Source organism: Enterobacter cloacae complex sp. 2021EL-01169 (genome assembly GCF_020733125.1).
Lineage (GTDB): Bacteria > Pseudomonadota > Gammaproteobacteria > Enterobacterales > Enterobacteriaceae > Enterobacter > Enterobacter roggenkampii.
The window spans coordinates 663,679-681,207 of sequence record NZ_JAJFTC010000001.1; the positions used below are offsets into that span (position 1 = coordinate 663,679).

The 17,529-nt window shown below is 54.5% G+C and carries 15 protein-coding genes; 5 read left to right on the top strand and 10 right to left on the bottom strand.

The features are described 5' to 3' along the window. Positions 1–3: 3 nt before the first annotated feature. The 6 genes from fliK to fliF are packed head-to-tail and all read right to left on the bottom strand — an operon-like array spanning position 4 to position 6,438. On the bottom strand, positions 4–1,236 hold the full coding sequence (gene fliK, locus LLF79_RS03050; RefSeq protein WP_227879085.1) for a flagellar hook length control protein FliK: 1,233 nt from the start codon (positions 1,234–1,236) through the stop codon (positions 4–6). Then, complete coding sequence (fliJ, locus tag LLF79_RS03055; RefSeq protein ID WP_021241386.1) at positions 1,233–1,676, bottom strand: flagellar export protein FliJ; 444 nt, start codon at positions 1,674–1,676, stop codon at positions 1,233–1,235. The genes fliK and fliJ overlap by 4 nt, the downstream gene beginning before the upstream one ends. 21 nt (positions 1,677–1,697) lie before the next feature. Continuing rightward, complete coding sequence (gene fliI, locus LLF79_RS03060; RefSeq protein WP_008500325.1) at positions 1,698–3,068, bottom strand: flagellar protein export ATPase FliI; 1,371 nt, start codon at positions 3,066–3,068, stop codon at positions 1,698–1,700. Further along, entirely contained in the window at positions 3,068–3,775 is a 708-nt protein-coding gene (fliH, locus tag LLF79_RS03065; protein WP_008500326.1) for a flagellar assembly protein FliH, read from the bottom strand. Before fliH ends, fliI begins: the two co-directional genes overlap by 1 nt. Then, entirely contained in the window at positions 3,768–4,766 is a 999-nt protein-coding gene (gene fliG / locus LLF79_RS03070; protein WP_008500327.1) for a flagellar motor switch protein FliG, read from the bottom strand. The genes fliH and fliG overlap by 8 nt, the downstream gene beginning before the upstream one ends. Then, positions 4,759–6,438, bottom strand: a complete 1,680-nt coding sequence (gene fliF, locus LLF79_RS03075) for a flagellar basal-body MS-ring/collar protein FliF (RefSeq protein ID WP_227879086.1) — start codon at positions 6,436–6,438, stop codon at positions 4,759–4,761. Before fliF ends, fliG begins: the two co-directional genes overlap by 8 nt. Before the next feature lie 228 nt (positions 6,439–6,666). Here fliF and fliE point away from each other — a divergent pair, with 228 nt between their 5' ends. Together fliE and yedD are read left to right on the top strand one after the other, a co-directional pair. After that, positions 6,667–6,981, top strand: coding sequence for a flagellar hook-basal body complex protein FliE (gene fliE, locus LLF79_RS03080; protein ID WP_008500329.1), 315 nt, complete (start codon positions 6,667–6,669; stop codon positions 6,979–6,981). Between the two features lie 74 nt (positions 6,982–7,055). Continuing rightward, on the top strand, positions 7,056–7,469 hold the full coding sequence (gene yedD, locus LLF79_RS03085) for a lipoprotein YedD (protein WP_023293875.1): 414 nt from the start codon (positions 7,056–7,058) through the stop codon (positions 7,467–7,469). Positions 7,470–7,562: 93 nt separating this feature from the next. Here the strand turns inward: yedD and amyA are convergent, their stop codons facing one another. From amyA to fliD, 4 genes are all read right to left on the bottom strand, one after another. Further along, a complete protein-coding gene (amyA, locus tag LLF79_RS03090; RefSeq protein ID WP_227879266.1) occupies positions 7,563–9,050 on the bottom strand; it encodes an alpha-amylase in 1,488 nt (495 codons plus the stop codon). 63 nt (positions 9,051–9,113) lie between these two features. After that, the gene (fliT, locus tag LLF79_RS03095) at positions 9,114–9,476 is read right to left on the bottom strand and encodes a flagella biosynthesis regulatory protein FliT (RefSeq protein ID WP_023325566.1); all 363 of its coding nucleotides are present in this window, start codon (positions 9,474–9,476) and stop codon (positions 9,114–9,116) included. Between the two features lie 5 nt (positions 9,477–9,481). Further along, on the bottom strand, positions 9,482–9,886 hold the full coding sequence (gene fliS / locus LLF79_RS03100) for a flagellar export chaperone FliS (RefSeq protein WP_023325565.1): 405 nt from the start codon (positions 9,884–9,886) through the stop codon (positions 9,482–9,484). A 13-nt stretch (positions 9,887–9,899) separates the two neighbouring features. Further along, positions 9,900–11,318 (bottom strand): flagellar filament capping protein FliD, encoded by a 1,419-nt coding sequence (gene fliD / locus LLF79_RS03105; RefSeq protein WP_023325564.1) that lies wholly within the window; start codon positions 11,316–11,318, stop codon positions 9,900–9,902. 352 nt (positions 11,319–11,670) lie between these two features. Here fliD and LLF79_RS03110 point away from each other — a divergent pair, with 352 nt between their 5' ends. The 3 genes from LLF79_RS03110 to LLF79_RS03120 all read left to right on the top strand — a co-directional run bounded on the left by LLF79_RS03110 (position 11,671) and on the right by LLF79_RS03120 (position 17,492). Continuing rightward, on the top strand, positions 11,671–12,507 hold the full coding sequence (locus tag LLF79_RS03110) for a flagellin (RefSeq protein ID WP_023618406.1): 837 nt from the start codon (positions 11,671–11,673) through the stop codon (positions 12,505–12,507). A 203-nt stretch (positions 12,508–12,710) separates the two neighbouring features. After that, positions 12,711–14,105: a hypothetical protein gene (locus tag LLF79_RS03115; protein WP_227879087.1), complete on the top strand. Its 1,395-nt coding sequence runs from the start codon at positions 12,711–12,713 to the stop codon at positions 14,103–14,105. 45 nt (positions 14,106–14,150) lie between these two features. Then, entirely contained in the window at positions 14,151–17,492 is a 3,342-nt protein-coding gene (locus LLF79_RS03120; protein WP_227879267.1) for a bifunctional class I SAM-dependent methyltransferase/glycosyltransferase, read from the top strand. Positions 17,493–17,529: the final 37 nt, after the last annotated feature.

The following is a 17,529-nucleotide window of genomic DNA, read 5'->3' on the forward strand; positions in this document are numbered from 1 at the left end:
CGTTTAGGCGAAGATATCTACGGCACTGTTACCGCGCGCGGCGGATTGCAGAGCGGCAGGGACAGGCAGTAACTCATCGCTCTCGTCATTAAAGCCGCCGGTGTTGCCGGAACGCGAAGCCTGGTGCTGCTGCTGGGATGAGGACTGCTGCTGCCCGGCAAAGCTCTCGCTGCTGACGCTGCTTTGCGCAAGCTGAATGCCGTTCTCCGCCAGTGAGGTTCGCAGGACCGGCAGCGCGGCTTCCAGCGCCGCACGGACATGGCTGTGCGCAGAAACCATCTGCAGCTGCGCCTGGTTATCATCCAGCTTAAGCGAAATTTGCACCTGACCCAGATCTTCCGGGTGCAGACGCAGCTCGGCTGTCTGCTGGCCCTGTTTAGTGAACAGGGTGATGTGCTGGCTCAGGGACTGCTGCCATTCATGCGTACCCAGAGGCTGGCTTAACACCGGCGCGGTGGCGACGGTGGCGGCCGTCTGACTGGTCGCATGGCTGGACATAATCGGTGCCAGGGTCGCCGTCGGTGAGGCTGAGGAGGAGGAACTGGCAAGCTCCTGCTTCTCTGCCGTTGCGGCCACGGCCGGCGTGGCCGGCGCGTTACCCGACAGGGCCGGGTCGCTGTTTTTCGCCTGGCTCTGATAAGGCGCAGCACTCTGGGCTTTATCATGGCTTCCCGGAAGCGCGTTCAGGGACGGTTGGCCCGCGCCGTTTTGCGTCAGCGCCGCTGAACTCAGCGTTGCGGTGGCGGGCACACCGTCACTGCCTGCCGCACGTGAGGTGCTGGTCTGCTGGTGCGGCAGCATGGCCATCAGCGCGCTTAACCCGGCCAGCTCCTCTTCGCTCAGCTCGCTTTTGCCGTCATCTTTGCTGTTGACCGCATTAAGCGTTTTCAGGGCATCACCCTTTGACAGCGGCACCAGCCCGGTTACCAGCGTATCAAGCGACGTGACGGGCGACGTTTCATCGCCATTCAGCGCAGTTTGACGCGAGAGCAGGTCGGCAATTTTGGCCTGCAGGGTGGGATCCCCTTTGGCGTCCTGAGCAACGTGGGACAGCTTGCTGCCGGCGGCTTTCAGGTCAGCCAGCGTCAGGGGCGCATCGTTGCCCTTGCCCGTCGCGTCCGACAGGGCGCCCGCAAGCAGCGCGAGAAAGTCCTGTGCACCGTCGGTGCCTTTTCCTGTCTGCGTACCGCCTGACAGGTCGCTGTCGCTCATCAGCAGTTGTTGCAGTGTGATCATTCCGGTTTCCTCATTGATGCGCGCTGGGCAAACTCATCCATTTTTTTCTGATCCAGGCGGTTTTCCGCCAGGGTCGTTGCCGCAATCTGTCGGTCCTGTAAGGTCTGCCAGGCCTGCAGTCGCTGCTTCTTCTCGCGCCAGAAATTCAGCGCGGTATCGACTTTCTGGGTCCACTGGTGAAGCTGCTGGCGATGCTGATCTATCGCCTTCTCCAGCGTCTGGATAAACTGCTGATAGTTAATCCAGCGCTGGCTTCCAATGCCCTGTGTCATATCGGTATTGAGGTTGGTGCGATATTCATGCTGATAGTCGATTAACATCTTCAACTGTTCTTCAGCCTGCTGGCACCCGCGTCGCATTGCGCCAAGCTGCAATGCGGCATCATCAACTTCTTTTTCAGCCAGATCTTTCAGCGTTGATAACGCGCTGTTTTGCGCCATGACCTTCGCCCTCCACCTGTGTTACACCTGCGGGAAAATCAGCTCCAGAGCCTGAATTGAATCTTCCCAGTCGGCACGTTCAAAAATGCCTTGTTGCAAAAATGCCTCCAGCTGCGGCCACAGGGTAATCGCTTTGTCGAGCATCGGGTCGCTGCCTTTGGCATACGCCCCCACGCTCACCAGATCGCGGTTGCGCTGGAAGCTGGAGAGGAGTTGTTTAAAGTTACGCACGCGGGCGTAGTGTTTCTCGGTTATCAGCGCCGTCATCGCGCGGCTGATAGAGGCTTCAATATCTATCGCCGGATAGTGTCCGGCTTCGGCCAGACGACGCGACAGCACGATATGGCCGTCAAGGATCGCGCGCGCGGAGTCGGCAATCGGATCCTGCTGGTCATCGCCTTCGGTCAGCACCGTATAGAACGCGGTGATGGAGCCGCCGCCGCTGATGCCGTTCCCCGCACGTTCCACCAGGGCAGGGAGTTTGGCGAAGACCGAAGGCGGGTAGCCTTTGGTCGCCGGTGGCTCACCGATAGCCAGCGCGATTTCACGCTGCGCCATCGCGTAGCGGGTCAGCGAATCCATGATCAGCAGCACGTGCTTGCCGCGGTCACGAAAATCTTCGGCGATGCGGGTGGCATAGGCTGCCCCCTGCATACGCAGTAACGGCGACACGTCCGCCGGTGCGGCAATGACCACCGAGCGGGCACGGCCTTCCGCACCCAGAATGTTTTCAATAAAGTCTTTTACTTCACGACCGCGCTCGCCGATCAGGCCCACGACGATCACATCGGCCTGCGTATAGCGCGCCATCATGCCAAGCAGGACGGATTTACCCACGCCTGACCCGGCGAAGAGGCCCATACGTTGCCCGCGTCCCACGGTCAGCAGGGCGTTGATCGGGCGCACGCCGGTGTCGAGCACATGCTCGATAGGGGTTCGCTGCAGGGGGTTAAACGGCTGGGTAATTAATGCGCCGGTTTCGGTGGTGTCCGGGGAGGGCAGCCCGTCGAGCGGCTTCCCGCTGCCGTCCAGCACGCGACCCAGCAGGGCAGGACCAAGCGGCAGCTGTTTCCCGCTTTGCAGCCCATCGCCGGACGTGTTTTTGGCATACACGCGCGCGCCGGGCAAAATACCTTCCACCTCTTCAAGCGGCATCAGGAACAGGCGCTGGCCGTTGAACCCGACCACTTCGCTTTCTACTTCACGCGTTTCAAGACCGTCCTGACGCTCAATCACGCAGGTCGCGCCCAGCGGAAGCTGCAGGCCGGTGGCCTCCAGGACCAGACCGGTGGCGCGCGTCAGCCGCCCATAACGACGAACAGAGGGCAGTTGCGCCATCTTCGTCTCAAAGTTGTCGAGCGTGGTGAGCCAGCGGGTGAGGCGTGCGGTCATCAGACGACTCCCGGTGCCGCCAGGCGACACAGTTCCTGCCAGCGGGTGGCGACGCTGGCATCCAGATCGCCTTCATCGGCAGAAACTTTGCAGCCGCCGTGATGTAACGACGGATCGCCGCGCAGCCGCCAGCCGTGCAGGTTTAGCGTTGCGCCCAGGCTCTCTTCCACGCGCTGCAGGTCGTCCGGGTGGACGCGCAGCTGCGGCTTACCGCTGAACAGCGGCTCCTGCTGCAGCAGACCCTGAATTTGTTTGATTAGCGCAGTGTTATCCACCACGGGCGTCTGGCCGATCACCTGACGCGCGGCTTCCAGCGCCATCTGCATCAGTCGCGAGGCGATCACGCTGTCCAGCGCGTCCAGCGTGTGCTGAAACTCGCTGACCAGCTGCTGCATGCGGGCATGGATCGGCGCCTGCTGCTGGCGCGCCTGATCGATACCGTGCTCTAACCCTTTCGCCAGGCCTTCCTGATACCCCAGCTCGTGGCCTTTCTGCCGGCCTTCGTTCAGACCGGCATTGTAGCCCTGCTCGTGCGCCTGCATTTGCAGCTGAGCCAGCATTTGCGCCTGCTGCTCCTCTTCGCTCAGCTCGGGCTGCTCGACGTCCGGGTCAAGCGCCTCGGTCGGGATCGCGGCTGGCGTGAACTCGGAGAGGGGAGGGGCCAGATCGTCCGGCGTCCAGCGCTTCCACGGCAGCTCATTAGACATAGGTGTCGTCTCCGCTGCCAATCACCATCTCGCCGGTTTCCGCCAGACGACGAACGATAAGCAGAATGGCTTTCTGTTCGTTTTCCACCTGAGACAGACGAACCGGACCACGGTTGGCAAGGTCGTCGCGCAGGATATCGGCCGCACGTTGAGACATGTTGCGCAGGAACTTCTCGCGCAGCGGCTGCTCGGCGCCTTTGAGGGCGATAAGCAGCGACTCGGAATCCACTTCCTGGAGCAGGCGCTGGATGCTGCGGTCGTCCACTTCGACGAGGTTTTCGAACAGGAACATCTCGTCGATGATTTTCTGTGCCAGCTCGCCGTCGAATTCGCGAACCGCCGTAATGACGGCCTCTTCCTGCTGCGTTTTCATCAGGTTGATGATTTCTGCCGCCGTTCTCACGCCGCCCATTTTGCTGCGCTTGAGGTTCTGGCCGTCGAGCAGGTTGTTCAGCACCTCGGTCAGCTCCGCCAGCGCGGCAGGCTGAACGCCGCCGAAGGTGGCGATACGCAGCATCACATCGTGACGCAGACGCTCTTCGAACAGCGCCAGAATATCGGCCGCCTGACCGCGTTTGAGGTGGACAAGGATGGTGGCGATAATCTGCGGGTGCTCGTCGCGAATAAGGTCGGCGGCACTCTGCGGTTCCATAAAGTTAAGCGTTTCGATACCGCTGGCGGTATCGCGCGTTTCCAGAATGTCTTCCAGCAGGCTGGCGGCACGCTCTTCGCCCAGCGCCTTGACCAGCACGGAACGCAGGTAGTCGTTGGCGTTGACGTTCAGCGCGGCAAACTGTTCGGCTTCCTGCTCAAACTCCGACAGCACTTCGGTCAGCTGCTTGTTGGAGATTTGACGCACGTTGGCCATCGCCGCACTGAGAATTTGCACTTCCCGCTGGGAGAGGTGTTTAAACACCTCTGCCGCGCGATCTTCGCCAATGGTCATCAGCAGGATGACGCTTTTATCGGTGCCCGTAAGCGTATTACTCATGTTCGTTACCCATCCACTGACGGATGACCAGCGCCACGACGCGCGGATCGTTATCTGACATTTCGCGAATGCGCTGGCTCATCACCTCGGCACCCATGCGCTGGTTAGCGCGGCGCTGCTGCATCTGTTCATCTTTGCTGAGGCGCACTTCAACCGCTTCTTCCGTTTCCTGACGCGCATTCATCTGCTCGCGAGCCGCTTTTTCGGCTTCAGCACGGCGCTGGAGCTGAGGACGAACGCCCTTGCGCCACAGCAGCCACGCGACAATCAGCACCAGCAGCCAGCGTCCTGCGGACATCAGCTGGTCGATAAACGCCTGCTGTTGCCAGAACGGCAGTTCACCGCCGGTCTCTTCCACCGAGTTGAACGGTGAGTTCACCACGTTGAGGGTATCGCCGCGCTTCTCGGAGTAACCCATCGCTTCACGGGTCAGGTTTTCAATCTGCTTCATCTGCTCGGCGGTCAACGGCAACGGTTTGCCATCCGCCAGCGTTTTGTAGTTCACCACTACCGCAACGGAGAGACGCTGAATATCGCCCACGTTCAGTTTAGTGTGGCGAATCGTCCTATCCACTTCGTAGTTCGTGGTTTCGTTACGGCTGCTGTTTCGTGGACCGCTGTTCGTCGCCGTTGAGGTGGTCTGCTGGTTATTCTGCTGGCCGTTCTGCTGATTGGCCGGTGGCGTAGAGATCGGCGCCGCGTTAGCCGGGGCAGGCTGGTTAGACAGCGCGCCCGGCACGCCGCCTGGGTTTGCGCCGCCAATCTGCTCGCTGGTGTTGATCTGGCGCGAACGCATAACCGCCTGCGCCGCATCGCCGTTCGGGCTGTACTGCTCTTCGGTTTGTTCTTTATTCGAGAAGTCGATCTGCGCGGTGACCTGCGCGTGCACGTTGCTGTTGCCCACCACCGGACCCAGGATCGCTTCGATACGGCGCTGGAGACGGCTTTCCACATCAGCGGCATATTTCAGCTGCGCGTCATTCAGATCGCGACCGGCGGTATTGGATTGCGTCAGCAGGTGACCGCTCTGGTCAACCAGCGTCACGTTACCCGGCGGCAGACCGGCCACGGCGCTGGAGACGAGATGCGTCACCGTGCTGATTTGTCCTTCGTCCAGCGCGCGGCCAGGCTCGAGGTTCACGGTCACGGAAGCCGAAGGTGATTTCTGTTCGCGGACAAATAAGGAAGGTTTAGGCATCGCCAGGTGCACGCGGGCGCTCTTCACCGGGCCTAATGTTTCAATGGTGCGGGCCAGCTCACCTTCCAGCGCACGCTGGTAGTTCACCTGCTCGCTGAACTGGCTGATACCGAATTTTTCCTGATCCAGCAGCTCAAAGCCTACCGCGCCGCCCTTCGGCAGCCCCTGCTGGGCCAGGCGCAGACGCAGTTCGTGCACCTTATCTGCCGGGACCTCCAGCGCACCGCCATTATCGGCAAAGCGATAAGGGATGTTCATCTGGGTCAGCTGGGTGACGATGGCGCCGCCATCCTGATCGGAAAGGTTACTGTAGAGCGTCCGGTAATCAGGGCTTTTCGCCCACAGGACCATCGCTACAAGGATCGCAATTGCGGCAGCGCCTGCCACGATCAACGGGATTTTAGGATTCGCGCGAAGGCGGTTCATCCACTCGAGTGATTTATTCTGCGGCGCTGTCGATGCTGTTGCACTCATTGCGCACCTCTTAAATCCTGGTGGTTTACGTTATTCGTGTAGAGAAACAAAACTGACTCCCGGGTCGGCAAACACGACAAAAGTTCCATATTGATGGCCCTGCCATTATTTGATGATTCGTGATTTTCTATGCGTCAAATAACCTGGTTTTTTCATGCTATTTACCGCCATTATCTTATTGACAAGCTGTTAGTCTTGACCGCGTAAAAAACCATCCAGGGGAGAGTCATGGCTATACAGGGCATTGAAGGGGTAATCAGTCAGCTGCAGGCAACGGCGATGACGGCCCGTAATCAGAATGTGGCAGATCAGCAGCCGAGCATCAGCTTTGCAGGGCAACTGCATGCCGCTCTTGACCGTATCAGTGATACCCAGACCGCAGCGCGCACGCAGGCAGAGAAGTTCACCCTCGGCGAGCCGGGCGTGGCGCTGAATGATGTGATGACCGATTTGCAAAAAGCCTCGGTTTCCCTGCAGATGGGGATCCAGGTGCGTAACAAGCTGGTGTCGGCTTATCAGGAAGTGATGGGGATGCAGGTCTAAGACCTGTCGATCTTCGCTGGCAGCCACAGCGCTTTAATGCCACAATATTTTTTTCTTCGAATGCAGGAAAGATGATGAAAAAAATAGCAATTGCTGGCGCGCTGCTGGCACTGACCGGGTGCGTTCAGGTCGATAATTATAAAGAGGTGATCAAGCATCCTGTCCCGGCGCATCTGGCGGGATACTGGCAGTCAAAAGGGCCGCAGAGCAAAATGGTCAGCCCTGAAGCGATTGCCACGCTGGTGGTGACGGAAGAGGGCGATACGCTGGACTGCCGTCAGTGGCAGCGCGTGATTGCCGTGCCGGGTAAAATCATGCTGCGTTCAGACAGTTATTACAACGTGACGCGCAAGCTGGATATCTATCCGCTGGAGCGCGATGGCTCGACGCTTGAGTACGACGGGCTGGAGCTGCAGAAGGTCGATCGCCCAACGGTTGAGTGTGCCGATTACCTGAGCAAGCATCCGCTGGAGAGTAAACTACCTTAGCCGTTTGTTGCCGGGTGGCGCTGACGCTTACCCGGCCTACAAAAGTGCCTTCGCGTAGGCCGGGTAAGGCGAAGCCGCCACCCGGCATTGTTTCTACAGCCCATCCTCAATTACCCACACGCTCACGCTTCCGCCTTTGCAGGTAAAAGTCCCTTCGCCATCCGCCGCCGTGGTGACCGTTTCTTCGCGATTGCCGAGAAAATCCCGCCACGTTTTGTTGCCGTAGTTTTCCCCAAGACAAATTACCTTCTCGCCGTCGTCCCCGTTTGACATCACCACCACGCAGCCGGGATCGTCTTCCGTGCCGCTGCGGCTGAAGGCGATGCAGTTAGGATGGTCAAAAAAGAGCGTCTGCACGCCGTGGGCAAAACGCTGGCGTGCGAGGATCAGCTCGTGGAGCTGCTCAATCACAGGCATATCAATATGGTACGTTTCACCGTCTCCACCCGTATCGTCATAGCTGGCGCCAAAGAGGTCCGGATAAAAGACGCTCGGCACGCCATTTTCCCGCAGCAGGATCAGCGCATACGCCAGCGGTTTAAACCAGGCTTCGACCGGGGCTTCCAGCGCCTGCAAAGGCTGGGTGTCATGGTTTGCGACGAGGGTGACCGCATGAAACGGATCGGCTTCCACCAGCGTGCCGGTAAAGATTTGGCTCATGTCGTAATCCCGTCCCTGACGTGACGCCTCGTGGAATTTCATCTGCAGGGGGGCATCAAACAGCATGGTTTTGCCTTCGACCTGGTCGATATAGGCCTGAAGTTTATCCACCTCATGGGACCAGTATTCCGCCACGATAAAAAGCGGCTGGTCGGCGACCTCCTGGACGTGCTCAATCCACTCTTTGTAAAACCAGGCGGGAATATGCTTGACGGCGTCCAGACGAAAACCGTCGCAGCGCGTCTGTTCCATGACCCAGCGGGCCCAGTATTTGATCTCCTCGGTGACGGCGTGATTGCGAAAGTCGATATTTTCGCCCATCAGATAATCGAAGTTACCCATCTCATCATCAACCTGATCGTTCCAGCCTTCGCCGGTGTAGTCGTTGACGATTTTAAAAATGCCGTCTTCATCGGGGTTTTCAATGTGGTCGACGCCGCTGAAGCATTTGTAGTCCCAGATAAACTGCGAATATTGGCCGGCGCGGGCAGGGAAGGTATAGCGGGTCCAGGCTTCACACTCGATGACCTCATCGTCGATCTGCGTGCGATCCTGCTCGTTCACGCGCTGAACGCGGACGGGCTCTTTTTCATCGGCACCCATTTTGTGGTTCACCACCACGTCCAGCAGTACGGCAATGTCGTTGCGCTTGAGGGCGTCGATGGCTTCCAGCAGCTGCGCTTTGTCACCGTATTTCGTGGCGATACTGCCTTTCTGGTCAAACTCGCCCAGATCGAACAGGTCATAAGAGTCATAGCCGACAGAATACCCGCCGGATGCACCTTTATAGGCGGGCGGGAGCCAGATCATGTTAATGCCGATTTCGTTAAGATTGGGGGCTAACGCCGTGACCTCTCGCCACAATTCACCGCCAGCAGGGTAGTACCAGTGAAAACATTGTAACAGGGTGGGGTTTTTCATCATCCGTGCTCCAGAAGCCATTGGCAGACTTCTGGAGTATGGTTGATGAATCGCTAATGTGTATTATTGATTCATCTCTCCGGGAAATAAAATGTTGCCAGAAAGCCTACCGTAGGTGACGTTTACGTTTTTTTGCTTGTTGGTTTGCGCAATAAGGCCGCTCAGCTCACTCATCCTTTCCTGTAGCAACTCTTTAAGAATGATTTCATTCTGAAGCACCTGATTCAGTATCACCATTGCCTGGTCCTGAACAGACTTACTGTTGGGCGGAAAAGGCGTCGTGCTGATCTCTTCTACCAGCGAAACGTATGCCACCTCCTGGTCAATTAGCTCATCCCATTTCCCGGATTGAGCAAGGCCTAGCATGGTATTGCTAAGCGCATTAAGGGCATGCCACTTTTTTAGGGATAAGCTGAAGTCGTTCATTACAGTTAATCCTGCTTGGGAGAATAACCCGGGCCGATTTGCTTCCAGGCGTCGGAAATATTGAGCAGCAGAGCCTCGACTTCGGTAATGGCCTCGATGTCATTGCGCAGGTTGGCATGTAACAAACGGCGTACCATATAGTCGTAAAGTGCAGAAAGATTGCGGGGGAGTTCTCCTCCCACATCCATATTTAAACCAGCCTTAAGGCCATTTTCGATAATATTAATGGCCTTAGACAGGGCCTCTCCTTTTGCCGGGATGTCCCCTTGCTCAAGGAAAAGGCGCGCCCTAATAAGCGCGCTATGGATACCGTCGAACAACATGACAACCAACTGGTGCGGGCTGGCACTCAAGACAGCAGATTCAAGACCTACCTGCTGATAGGCTTGTACACCAGATTTGCTATACATATCGGTTCCTTTCTTACTTACTGCTGAACTGTTGGGTCAAATAAGTGGCCGTACCATTGAATTTAGTGACCAGCTTATCCAAATCGTTAAATTGCTTTTTATAACGCGCCATCGTGGCTTCAATGGTCAACTCCATCGCGTCGTAACGTTTGCCGATGGATTTGAGCGTGGCGTTAATACCGTCCTTCGCATTCTGAATCACACCTTCTTTACCGATAGAGGTGCTCAGCATATCGGTCAAGGTGTTATTCATCTGTGTGGCGAAACCGGTTTTTTTTCCGTCACCCACAAAATAGGCCTGAACGCCAGCCGGATCGTCGGTGAGAATCTTGGTTAATTTTTTATCATCAATTTTTAGGTTGCCAATCGCGCCGTCTGCGCCTTTGACCGGGTCCTGGGTGATGCCAAGTTGAGCCATAATGGCATAGGAGCCACTCTGTACATTGGTCAATAAAGCACGAAGATCGGATTGTACTCCACGGATAGTACTGTCACCCATTAACACGCCGTTGTTCGAGGACTGGGCGGTTGCACCCACTGCTGGCGGCTCGTATTTGGTCAGCGCAGCAATGGTAGACTGCAGAGAGTTATAGGCATTGACCCATTCCGTAATGGCTTTTTTGTTATCGTCGGTTGAGCGGGCTATCGTCAGCGTTTCATCTGCTGTGCTCGGGGCTTTCAGGGTTAATGTTACGCCAGGCAGCGCGTCAGTGATGGTATTGCTCTGACGAACTATTTGAATACCGTTCACGTTAATGACGGCATTTTGCGACTTAACCTGCACATTTAGCGCGGCGCTTCCGATAACGGCGTTTAGCGTATCGTCTCCCGCCACCGTCACCGTCATATCGGAATCGGTACCCGTGGTTTTTGAGGTCAGCATCAGACGGTAGTCGCCGTTATCGGCTTTCACCACGCTTGCTGATACGTTGCCGTTGGCCGCATTGATAGCTTTAGCAATCCCGTTCAGTGAAGTATCGCCATCGGCGAGCGTTACCGTCAGCGGTTTGCTGTCGGCTCCTGCCTGGGTGATGGTAATGGTTCGGCTATTGGAGCCCGTTGTCCCGCCTAACTGCTTTGTATTGCTGTCAATTGTACCGGGAGCTGTCGTCAGAACCTGGCCTTTCGCGATCTTACTGACATTAATAGTAACGTCGCCAACGTTAGCGCTGGAGGTACTGATAGCGGAGAATGCTGTGTTGGTGCTTGAAACGGACGTAGAGTTCCAGGTATCCGTCTTTGCCAGCTTTGCTGCTGCGGTTTGCAGGGTAGTCAGGGCGCTTTGTAATTTTCCGTAACCGGTGATTTGCGCGTCGTAAGTGGTCTTTTGTTTGGCAATCGCTGTTAATTTAGTCTCTTCTGCTGCCTGCAGCTTATCGTACAGATCCGACAGGCCGGGCACGCCCACCCCGAGATTACTGATAGTCGCCATGTAATGTTCCTTTTCAATGGATGTTTCAGTCGTTTATCGGCCCATCTTGCAAAAAGTTTACGGCGAGTTTTAAAAAATAATCGCGTAATAAGCGTTCATTTTCTCGCTTTTAACGTCTGACATGACGTTATTGAGGAGGGTAAAAAAGAAGCAATTAGCCTTATAATTTTACAACTCTTGGGTATTCCTTGTGCCATTTCGCTAAATAAATATATATAAAACAAATGGTTAATTTTTTTCTTCGATATTTTCTAAAGTCTGCTGCAAGGGCGTCGATAACCTTGTTGACGGTGAGAGACGCCGTGAGTGTTAGGCACCGACCCTAGAAACCATTTTTGAAGGAATTAAAATTATGGCAGTTATCAATACTAACCTGTTGTCCCTGACCACTCAGAACAACCTGAACAAATCTCAGTCTTCTCTGGGCACCGCTATCGAGCGTCTGTCTTCCGGTCTGCGTATCAACAGCTCTAAAGATGACGCTGCTGGTCAGGCAATTGCAAACCGCATGAACTCTCAGATCAAAGGGATGACTCAGGCTGCACGTAACGCTAACGACGGTATCTCTCTGGTTCAGACCGCTGAAGGTAACCTGAACGAGATCAACTCCAACTTACAGCGTATCCGTGAGCTGGCTGTTCAGGCTGCGAACGACACTAACGGTACTACTGACTACACCTCAATCAGCACTGAAATCACTCAGCGCTTGGGTGAAATCGATCGTATCGCTGGCGCTGCTAACTTCAACGGCAAAAAACTGCTGGACGGTAGCCAGACAGCTTCCCTGAACATCCAGGTTGGCGCAGGTACTGGCGCAACTGATAGCATCGCTATCACCACTGGCGCACTGATCAACGCAAAAGCAACCAGCCTCGACTCTGGACTGACCGGTACTATCACTGATAACAGCACTGCAAAAGCGTTCATCACTGCTGCAGACAACGCTATCTCCAAAATTGATACCGCGCGTTCTAACATGGGTGCGATTCAGAACCGTTTCGAATCTACCATCAACAACCTGAACAACTCTATCACTAACCTGTCTGCTGCTCAGTCCCGTATCCAGGACGCTGACTACGCAACTGAAGTTTCTAACATGTCTCGCGCGCAGATCCTGCAGCAGGCTGGTACTTCTGTGCTGTCTCAGGCAAACCAGGTTCCACAGGCTATGCTGTCCCTGCTGCGTTAATAGACGCCAAATATTTAAAAAAGGTTGCTGGAAACAGCAGCCTTTTTTTTCACTTTTTATCCTGAAATAAACCCACCTTTAATCTTCAAAATAAGGCTGCATTTAGCAGCGTTTTCCTGCCATCACCCGCCGTAACGCAGTGCTATTCTGCCTAAAATGTCCTTTTCCGGTCGTCTGACGACGGTTTATCGATGAGTTATAAGATGAGTGAATTCGCACGTAGCCGGGCCATGCGTCAGTTTTATCGGAATGTCTTTACCCGATTCATTGATCTCCCCGAAGCAGATGTTATGCCCGCTAACATCGTGGCGGAAATCTTCAGCTTTAAGAGCGCCAATATTACCACCCTCGAACCCATGATACGTGCGGCAGAAACGGGGCTGGAGGCGAACAAAGATTCTGCCTTAAAAAACATGTTGTGCGCAATCGTGCTGGCCAACAGTGCGCTTGATGAGTCCCGTACTGGCGATAAACAGATATTATCTTCATCCCAATGTGCGCAGCTGACCGAATATGTTGTCTCGGCATTAAACGCCGACAGTAATATTCATTATCTTGTCGCCGCCATTCAGCTACTGTTTCGCGTAAATGAAATCAGCTCAGCGCTATTCCTAATAAACAACAATCTTTCGCAGGTAAGCAGCTTGGCTCCGGTTCTGAAAATTCTGCTGCTGATCTGTTTAATGGAAAACGACTTTAATCAGGCGATGGTCGTGATTCAGGTATTGACCGCCGATGCGTTACTTATTGGTGAAGATCCTATGGCCCTGCTAATGATTACCTGTGGGATCTACCGGCTTGGAGGCATTCCGGATTCTTACATTGATTTTAGATCGCTTAACGCGAGCGAGTACATCGCGGCGAAGAGTGCCTGGGAAAACTGGATTGTAAAAACCTCAGGTACCAAAACGACGGTGTTGCTAACCTGTACTCGCGAGGAATATTTCGAACACGCCGTACCGACGCTTTACTCCCTCTATGAAACCAATCGCGACGTCCTGGATGTTCACGTTCACGTGTTCAATGGCAGCAATGAGATAAAAGAAAGTCTGCTGGCGCTTCGGGAACAGTTTCCCGAGCTCAATCTCTCTGCCAGCCATGAGACGATCGCCAGCAATACTGACACCGCAGTGATCAGCGCTGCGCGTCGCATTGTTTTCCTCCGCCATGCTCTGAGCACTTTTAATACACCTATTATTGCTATTAATTCAAATGTTCTTGCGCGTAAACCCTGGGCCGAGCCCGACGCGTCGCTGATGTTGTTACAAACCGAAAACTCGCCGTTCTGGGAAGAAGTCTTTGCCGGTTTTATCTACGCCAGGCCTTGCGGCATCGCACAACGCTATCTCGATCGGGTCGCACACTTTATCGACGTTAACCTCACCAGCGGCAACTGTGCGCCGGGCCTTGAACAGGTCGCACTCTTTGCGTGCCTGGATAGCCTTTCGCCACAAGACCAGCATTCGATTACCCGTGCTGAGCGTTCCACAGTAGTGGATAGCCACGCTGCGGATGAGGCGTTTTGCTGGGTAGCAATGAAAGCAGAGGGCCCCTGTCAGGAGTTTAAATCGACGCTTATCGGTAAATACCAACGCTAAACATTGGCCCTGCAATAACGAGAATCTGGAATAAACGTGACGACAATGTATCCCAACCAACGGGTCAGCACTGAGGCCCTTTATGCTGCTGCGGCACTTAATCTCCTGGCCACGCCGGTTCCTGCATTTGCTCGTGTCATGGAGATTGGCTGTGGATCGGCAACGAGCCTCATTATGCGCGCCTGGGCTAACCCGGAGAGTATAGCTATTGGTGTGGATATTGATGGACAGGCGATCCTGAAGGGGAAACAGTTGGTTGCAGGGTTGGGATGCCAGAACGTTGAACTGTTTGAGGCAGGGTTAGGGGATTTGCTTGCGGTCGATCCCGGTGAGTTTGATTACATCATTATCCACCAGAGTTTTGCTTTTCTGGGCAAAAGCGAGCGGGAAGCACTCTTGCAGTGGTGTCACGCGCATTTATCCGTCAATGGTGTTATCGCCATAAAGTGGTCTGTACTGCCGGGAAGTTCAGCGCGTCTCGCGTTGGGTGAAGCGCTACGCTTTCATCTTGAACGGGCAGAAGCGGGCAGCGATCTGCTGGCTTCTGCCCGTGCCATGTTGAGTTTTATGCTATTAACTCTGGAAGAAGGTGCGCTCAAGAACGAAGTCCTACGTGCAGAAAAAATGGACGACAACACACTGATTCTCGCCTTCTTAACCCCGACTGACGGGGCATGTACTTTGGCTGCCTTCTGTTCACAGGCGGAACAGGTGGGTCTGCAGTATCTAGGCGATATCCTTCCGCAGTCAGAGCTAGGAAGCTATTATAATCCGACAATTGAAGAACTGCTCGAGGCCGTCAGTGCCGGAGCCAGCAGAACAATGGCACAGCAGTATCTTGACTATGCCGTGCAGCGCTCAGAACGCTTTACTTTGCTTTGTCACCTGAACAGTCACCAGCCTCCCAATAAGCCGGATCTTAATCAGCTTAGAAACCTGCACTGGGCCGGAAGCTTTGTGCCGGTCGAAATGGATCCCGCAAAAGCACCGCATGAATTCAGGAACAGCAACGGTCGAATCATTCGCACCGACAATGCCGTCATTATCCGCATCATGGAATTGCTAGGTAATGTCTGGCCGATGTCCTTAAGTTTCGAGCAGCTACTGCTCAACTGTCGCGCCCCTGAAACGCAGGAGGATTATCAGGATACGGTCCTGGATGCCCTCACAACGCTGTTTATGACAGGCGCGGACGGTCTCTTTTGGAGTGCGGCTCCTGGCCCGTATAACGCTGCGCAAAACGATGAGCTGGCACCGGTGGGGGGGCTGCCTTCCGAACGTCCGGTGGATGCCATGCGGGTCATGAATTTGTGGGGAGAGTGGGTCTCCTTAACGCCCGACGAGTGGCGTTATCTTCAGTACGACATGAACAAAGCAGGACAGGCAAACTGGCAACACTACTCGTCGCTGAAAATTAAAGGGTTGCTGACGGGCTCTCCGGAGGCGTGGAAAAAACATCTGCAGTGTTTTCTGCGTGCGGGCAGGCTCGACGTACTCAAATCGCAGCTTTCGCTGCTGTTATTATTGAGCGTCGACAGGGTACAGGGTGGATTGTTGCTGAAGGGCAACGCCGAATCCGAATTAGCCGATCCTGATGTCGATGCCATTTATGCACGAGCGAACAGTCTCATTCAACAAGGGCGCTCTAAAGAAGCCCGGGAGTACGCCCGCGCATTGATGGAGAAAAAACCCGACAATATTCATGTGCTTCGCTGCTACTCAAAAACGTGCGTCTTAACCTCTGCCTGGGATGATGCTCTGGCATCGCTTTGCACGCTAATGGGATATTATTTTTCCAGCCTTGATATCTACTATGATCTCGCCACGGTACTTCAGCGCAAGCGTGAGTTTTACGGTTCGCGGCTCATTGTCCGTACTTTACTGCGCCTGAATAAAAAAAATATTGATTACTGGCTCAGTATGGCATCGCTGCACCATGCTTACGGCGATATGTCGTTGGCTGAAAAATGCTGTAGGGAAATTATGCGTTTTCAGCATCCTGGTCCCAGTTCGCTTGGACTCACCGGCATCGTCCTGAGTGACAACCATAAAATGGCAGAAGCGCGCTATTTTATGGAAAAAGCTGTTGAGCTCAGTAATTACAATTTTGGTTACTTCAGCAATTTACTTTTCGTGATGAGTCATGACGCTAGCGTGAAGGCTGAAGAGCTGCTGGAAAAGCATATCGAGTTTGGCCGCCGTACGGCATCCTGGGCTGAAGAGAGCGGGGTAACGCTGGCGCTAACTAATTCCCTGGAACCTCAGCGCAAACTTCGGCTCGGTTTTGTTTCCGGAGATTTGCGTAAGCATCCGGTGGCAAATTTCCTGCTGCCATACTGGGACGCCATCAATCGCGAAAAATATGATTTAGTTGCCTATAACACGCTTTTCCTGGAAGAGGATGACGTTTATCGCCACCTGCGTCAGAGCGCTACCCTTTGGCGCCAGGTTGATGCTATCAGCGATATTGAGCTGGCGAAACTGATCGCAGAAGATGGGATTGATATTCTGTTCGATTTATCGGGCCATACCGCTTACAACCGGCTACCGGTCTTCGCTCTGCGCCCGGCACCGATCCAGATCACATGGATAGGCTACCCAGGCACCACCGGGATGAAAGAGATGGATTATATTTTGCTTTCGGCGAGCCTGGCACAGTCTCCGGCCCTTGAAAAACAGCTGGTGGAAAATGCGATGTTCGTGGCGACGCGTAAGAGTTTCGAACCTCACCCGCGAAGCCCGGATATTAACTCCTTACCTGCCCTGCACAATGGCTTTATCACGTTTGGTAGCTTCAACCGGTCAAAAAAAATAAATGACCAGGTTCTGGATACTTGGGCTGCAATTTTGCAGGGCTACCCTGAGAGTCGTCTCTTAATCGGTAATATGACCGATGCTGAAATGATCTCTGCCATGACGAAGCGCTTTAAACAGCGCGGAGTTTCGCAAAACAGATTACTTTTCCGTGGACTGGTTGAACTGGACGAATACCTTGCTCTGCACCATGAAATCGATATTTTACTGGATGCCTTCCCCTACAGCGGCGGAACGACGACGCATCATGGAGCCTGGATGGGCGTTCCGACAATTACCATGAATGGCCCGACCATACCCTGCCAGCAGGGCGTAGATATTATGCGTTCTTACGGGCTGGAACAGTTTATCGCTGATGATGAGGATGATTATATTTATAAGGCAATAGACTGGCGTCAACATATTCCAGAGTTAGCTGAAATACGTCTGGGGATGCGTGATAGGATCCCGGTTAATCCCTTGCCAGATTTTAATATTGCCGAGAATTTTGAGCGGGCGCTGCGTGAAGCATGGAAAATCTATTGTCGGGGAGAAAAGCCGCGTCCGTTTCTTATTGCCGAGGAGCGTTCGTGAATGGCAATCGATAATCAGGCTGGCAGTTTGGGCAAAA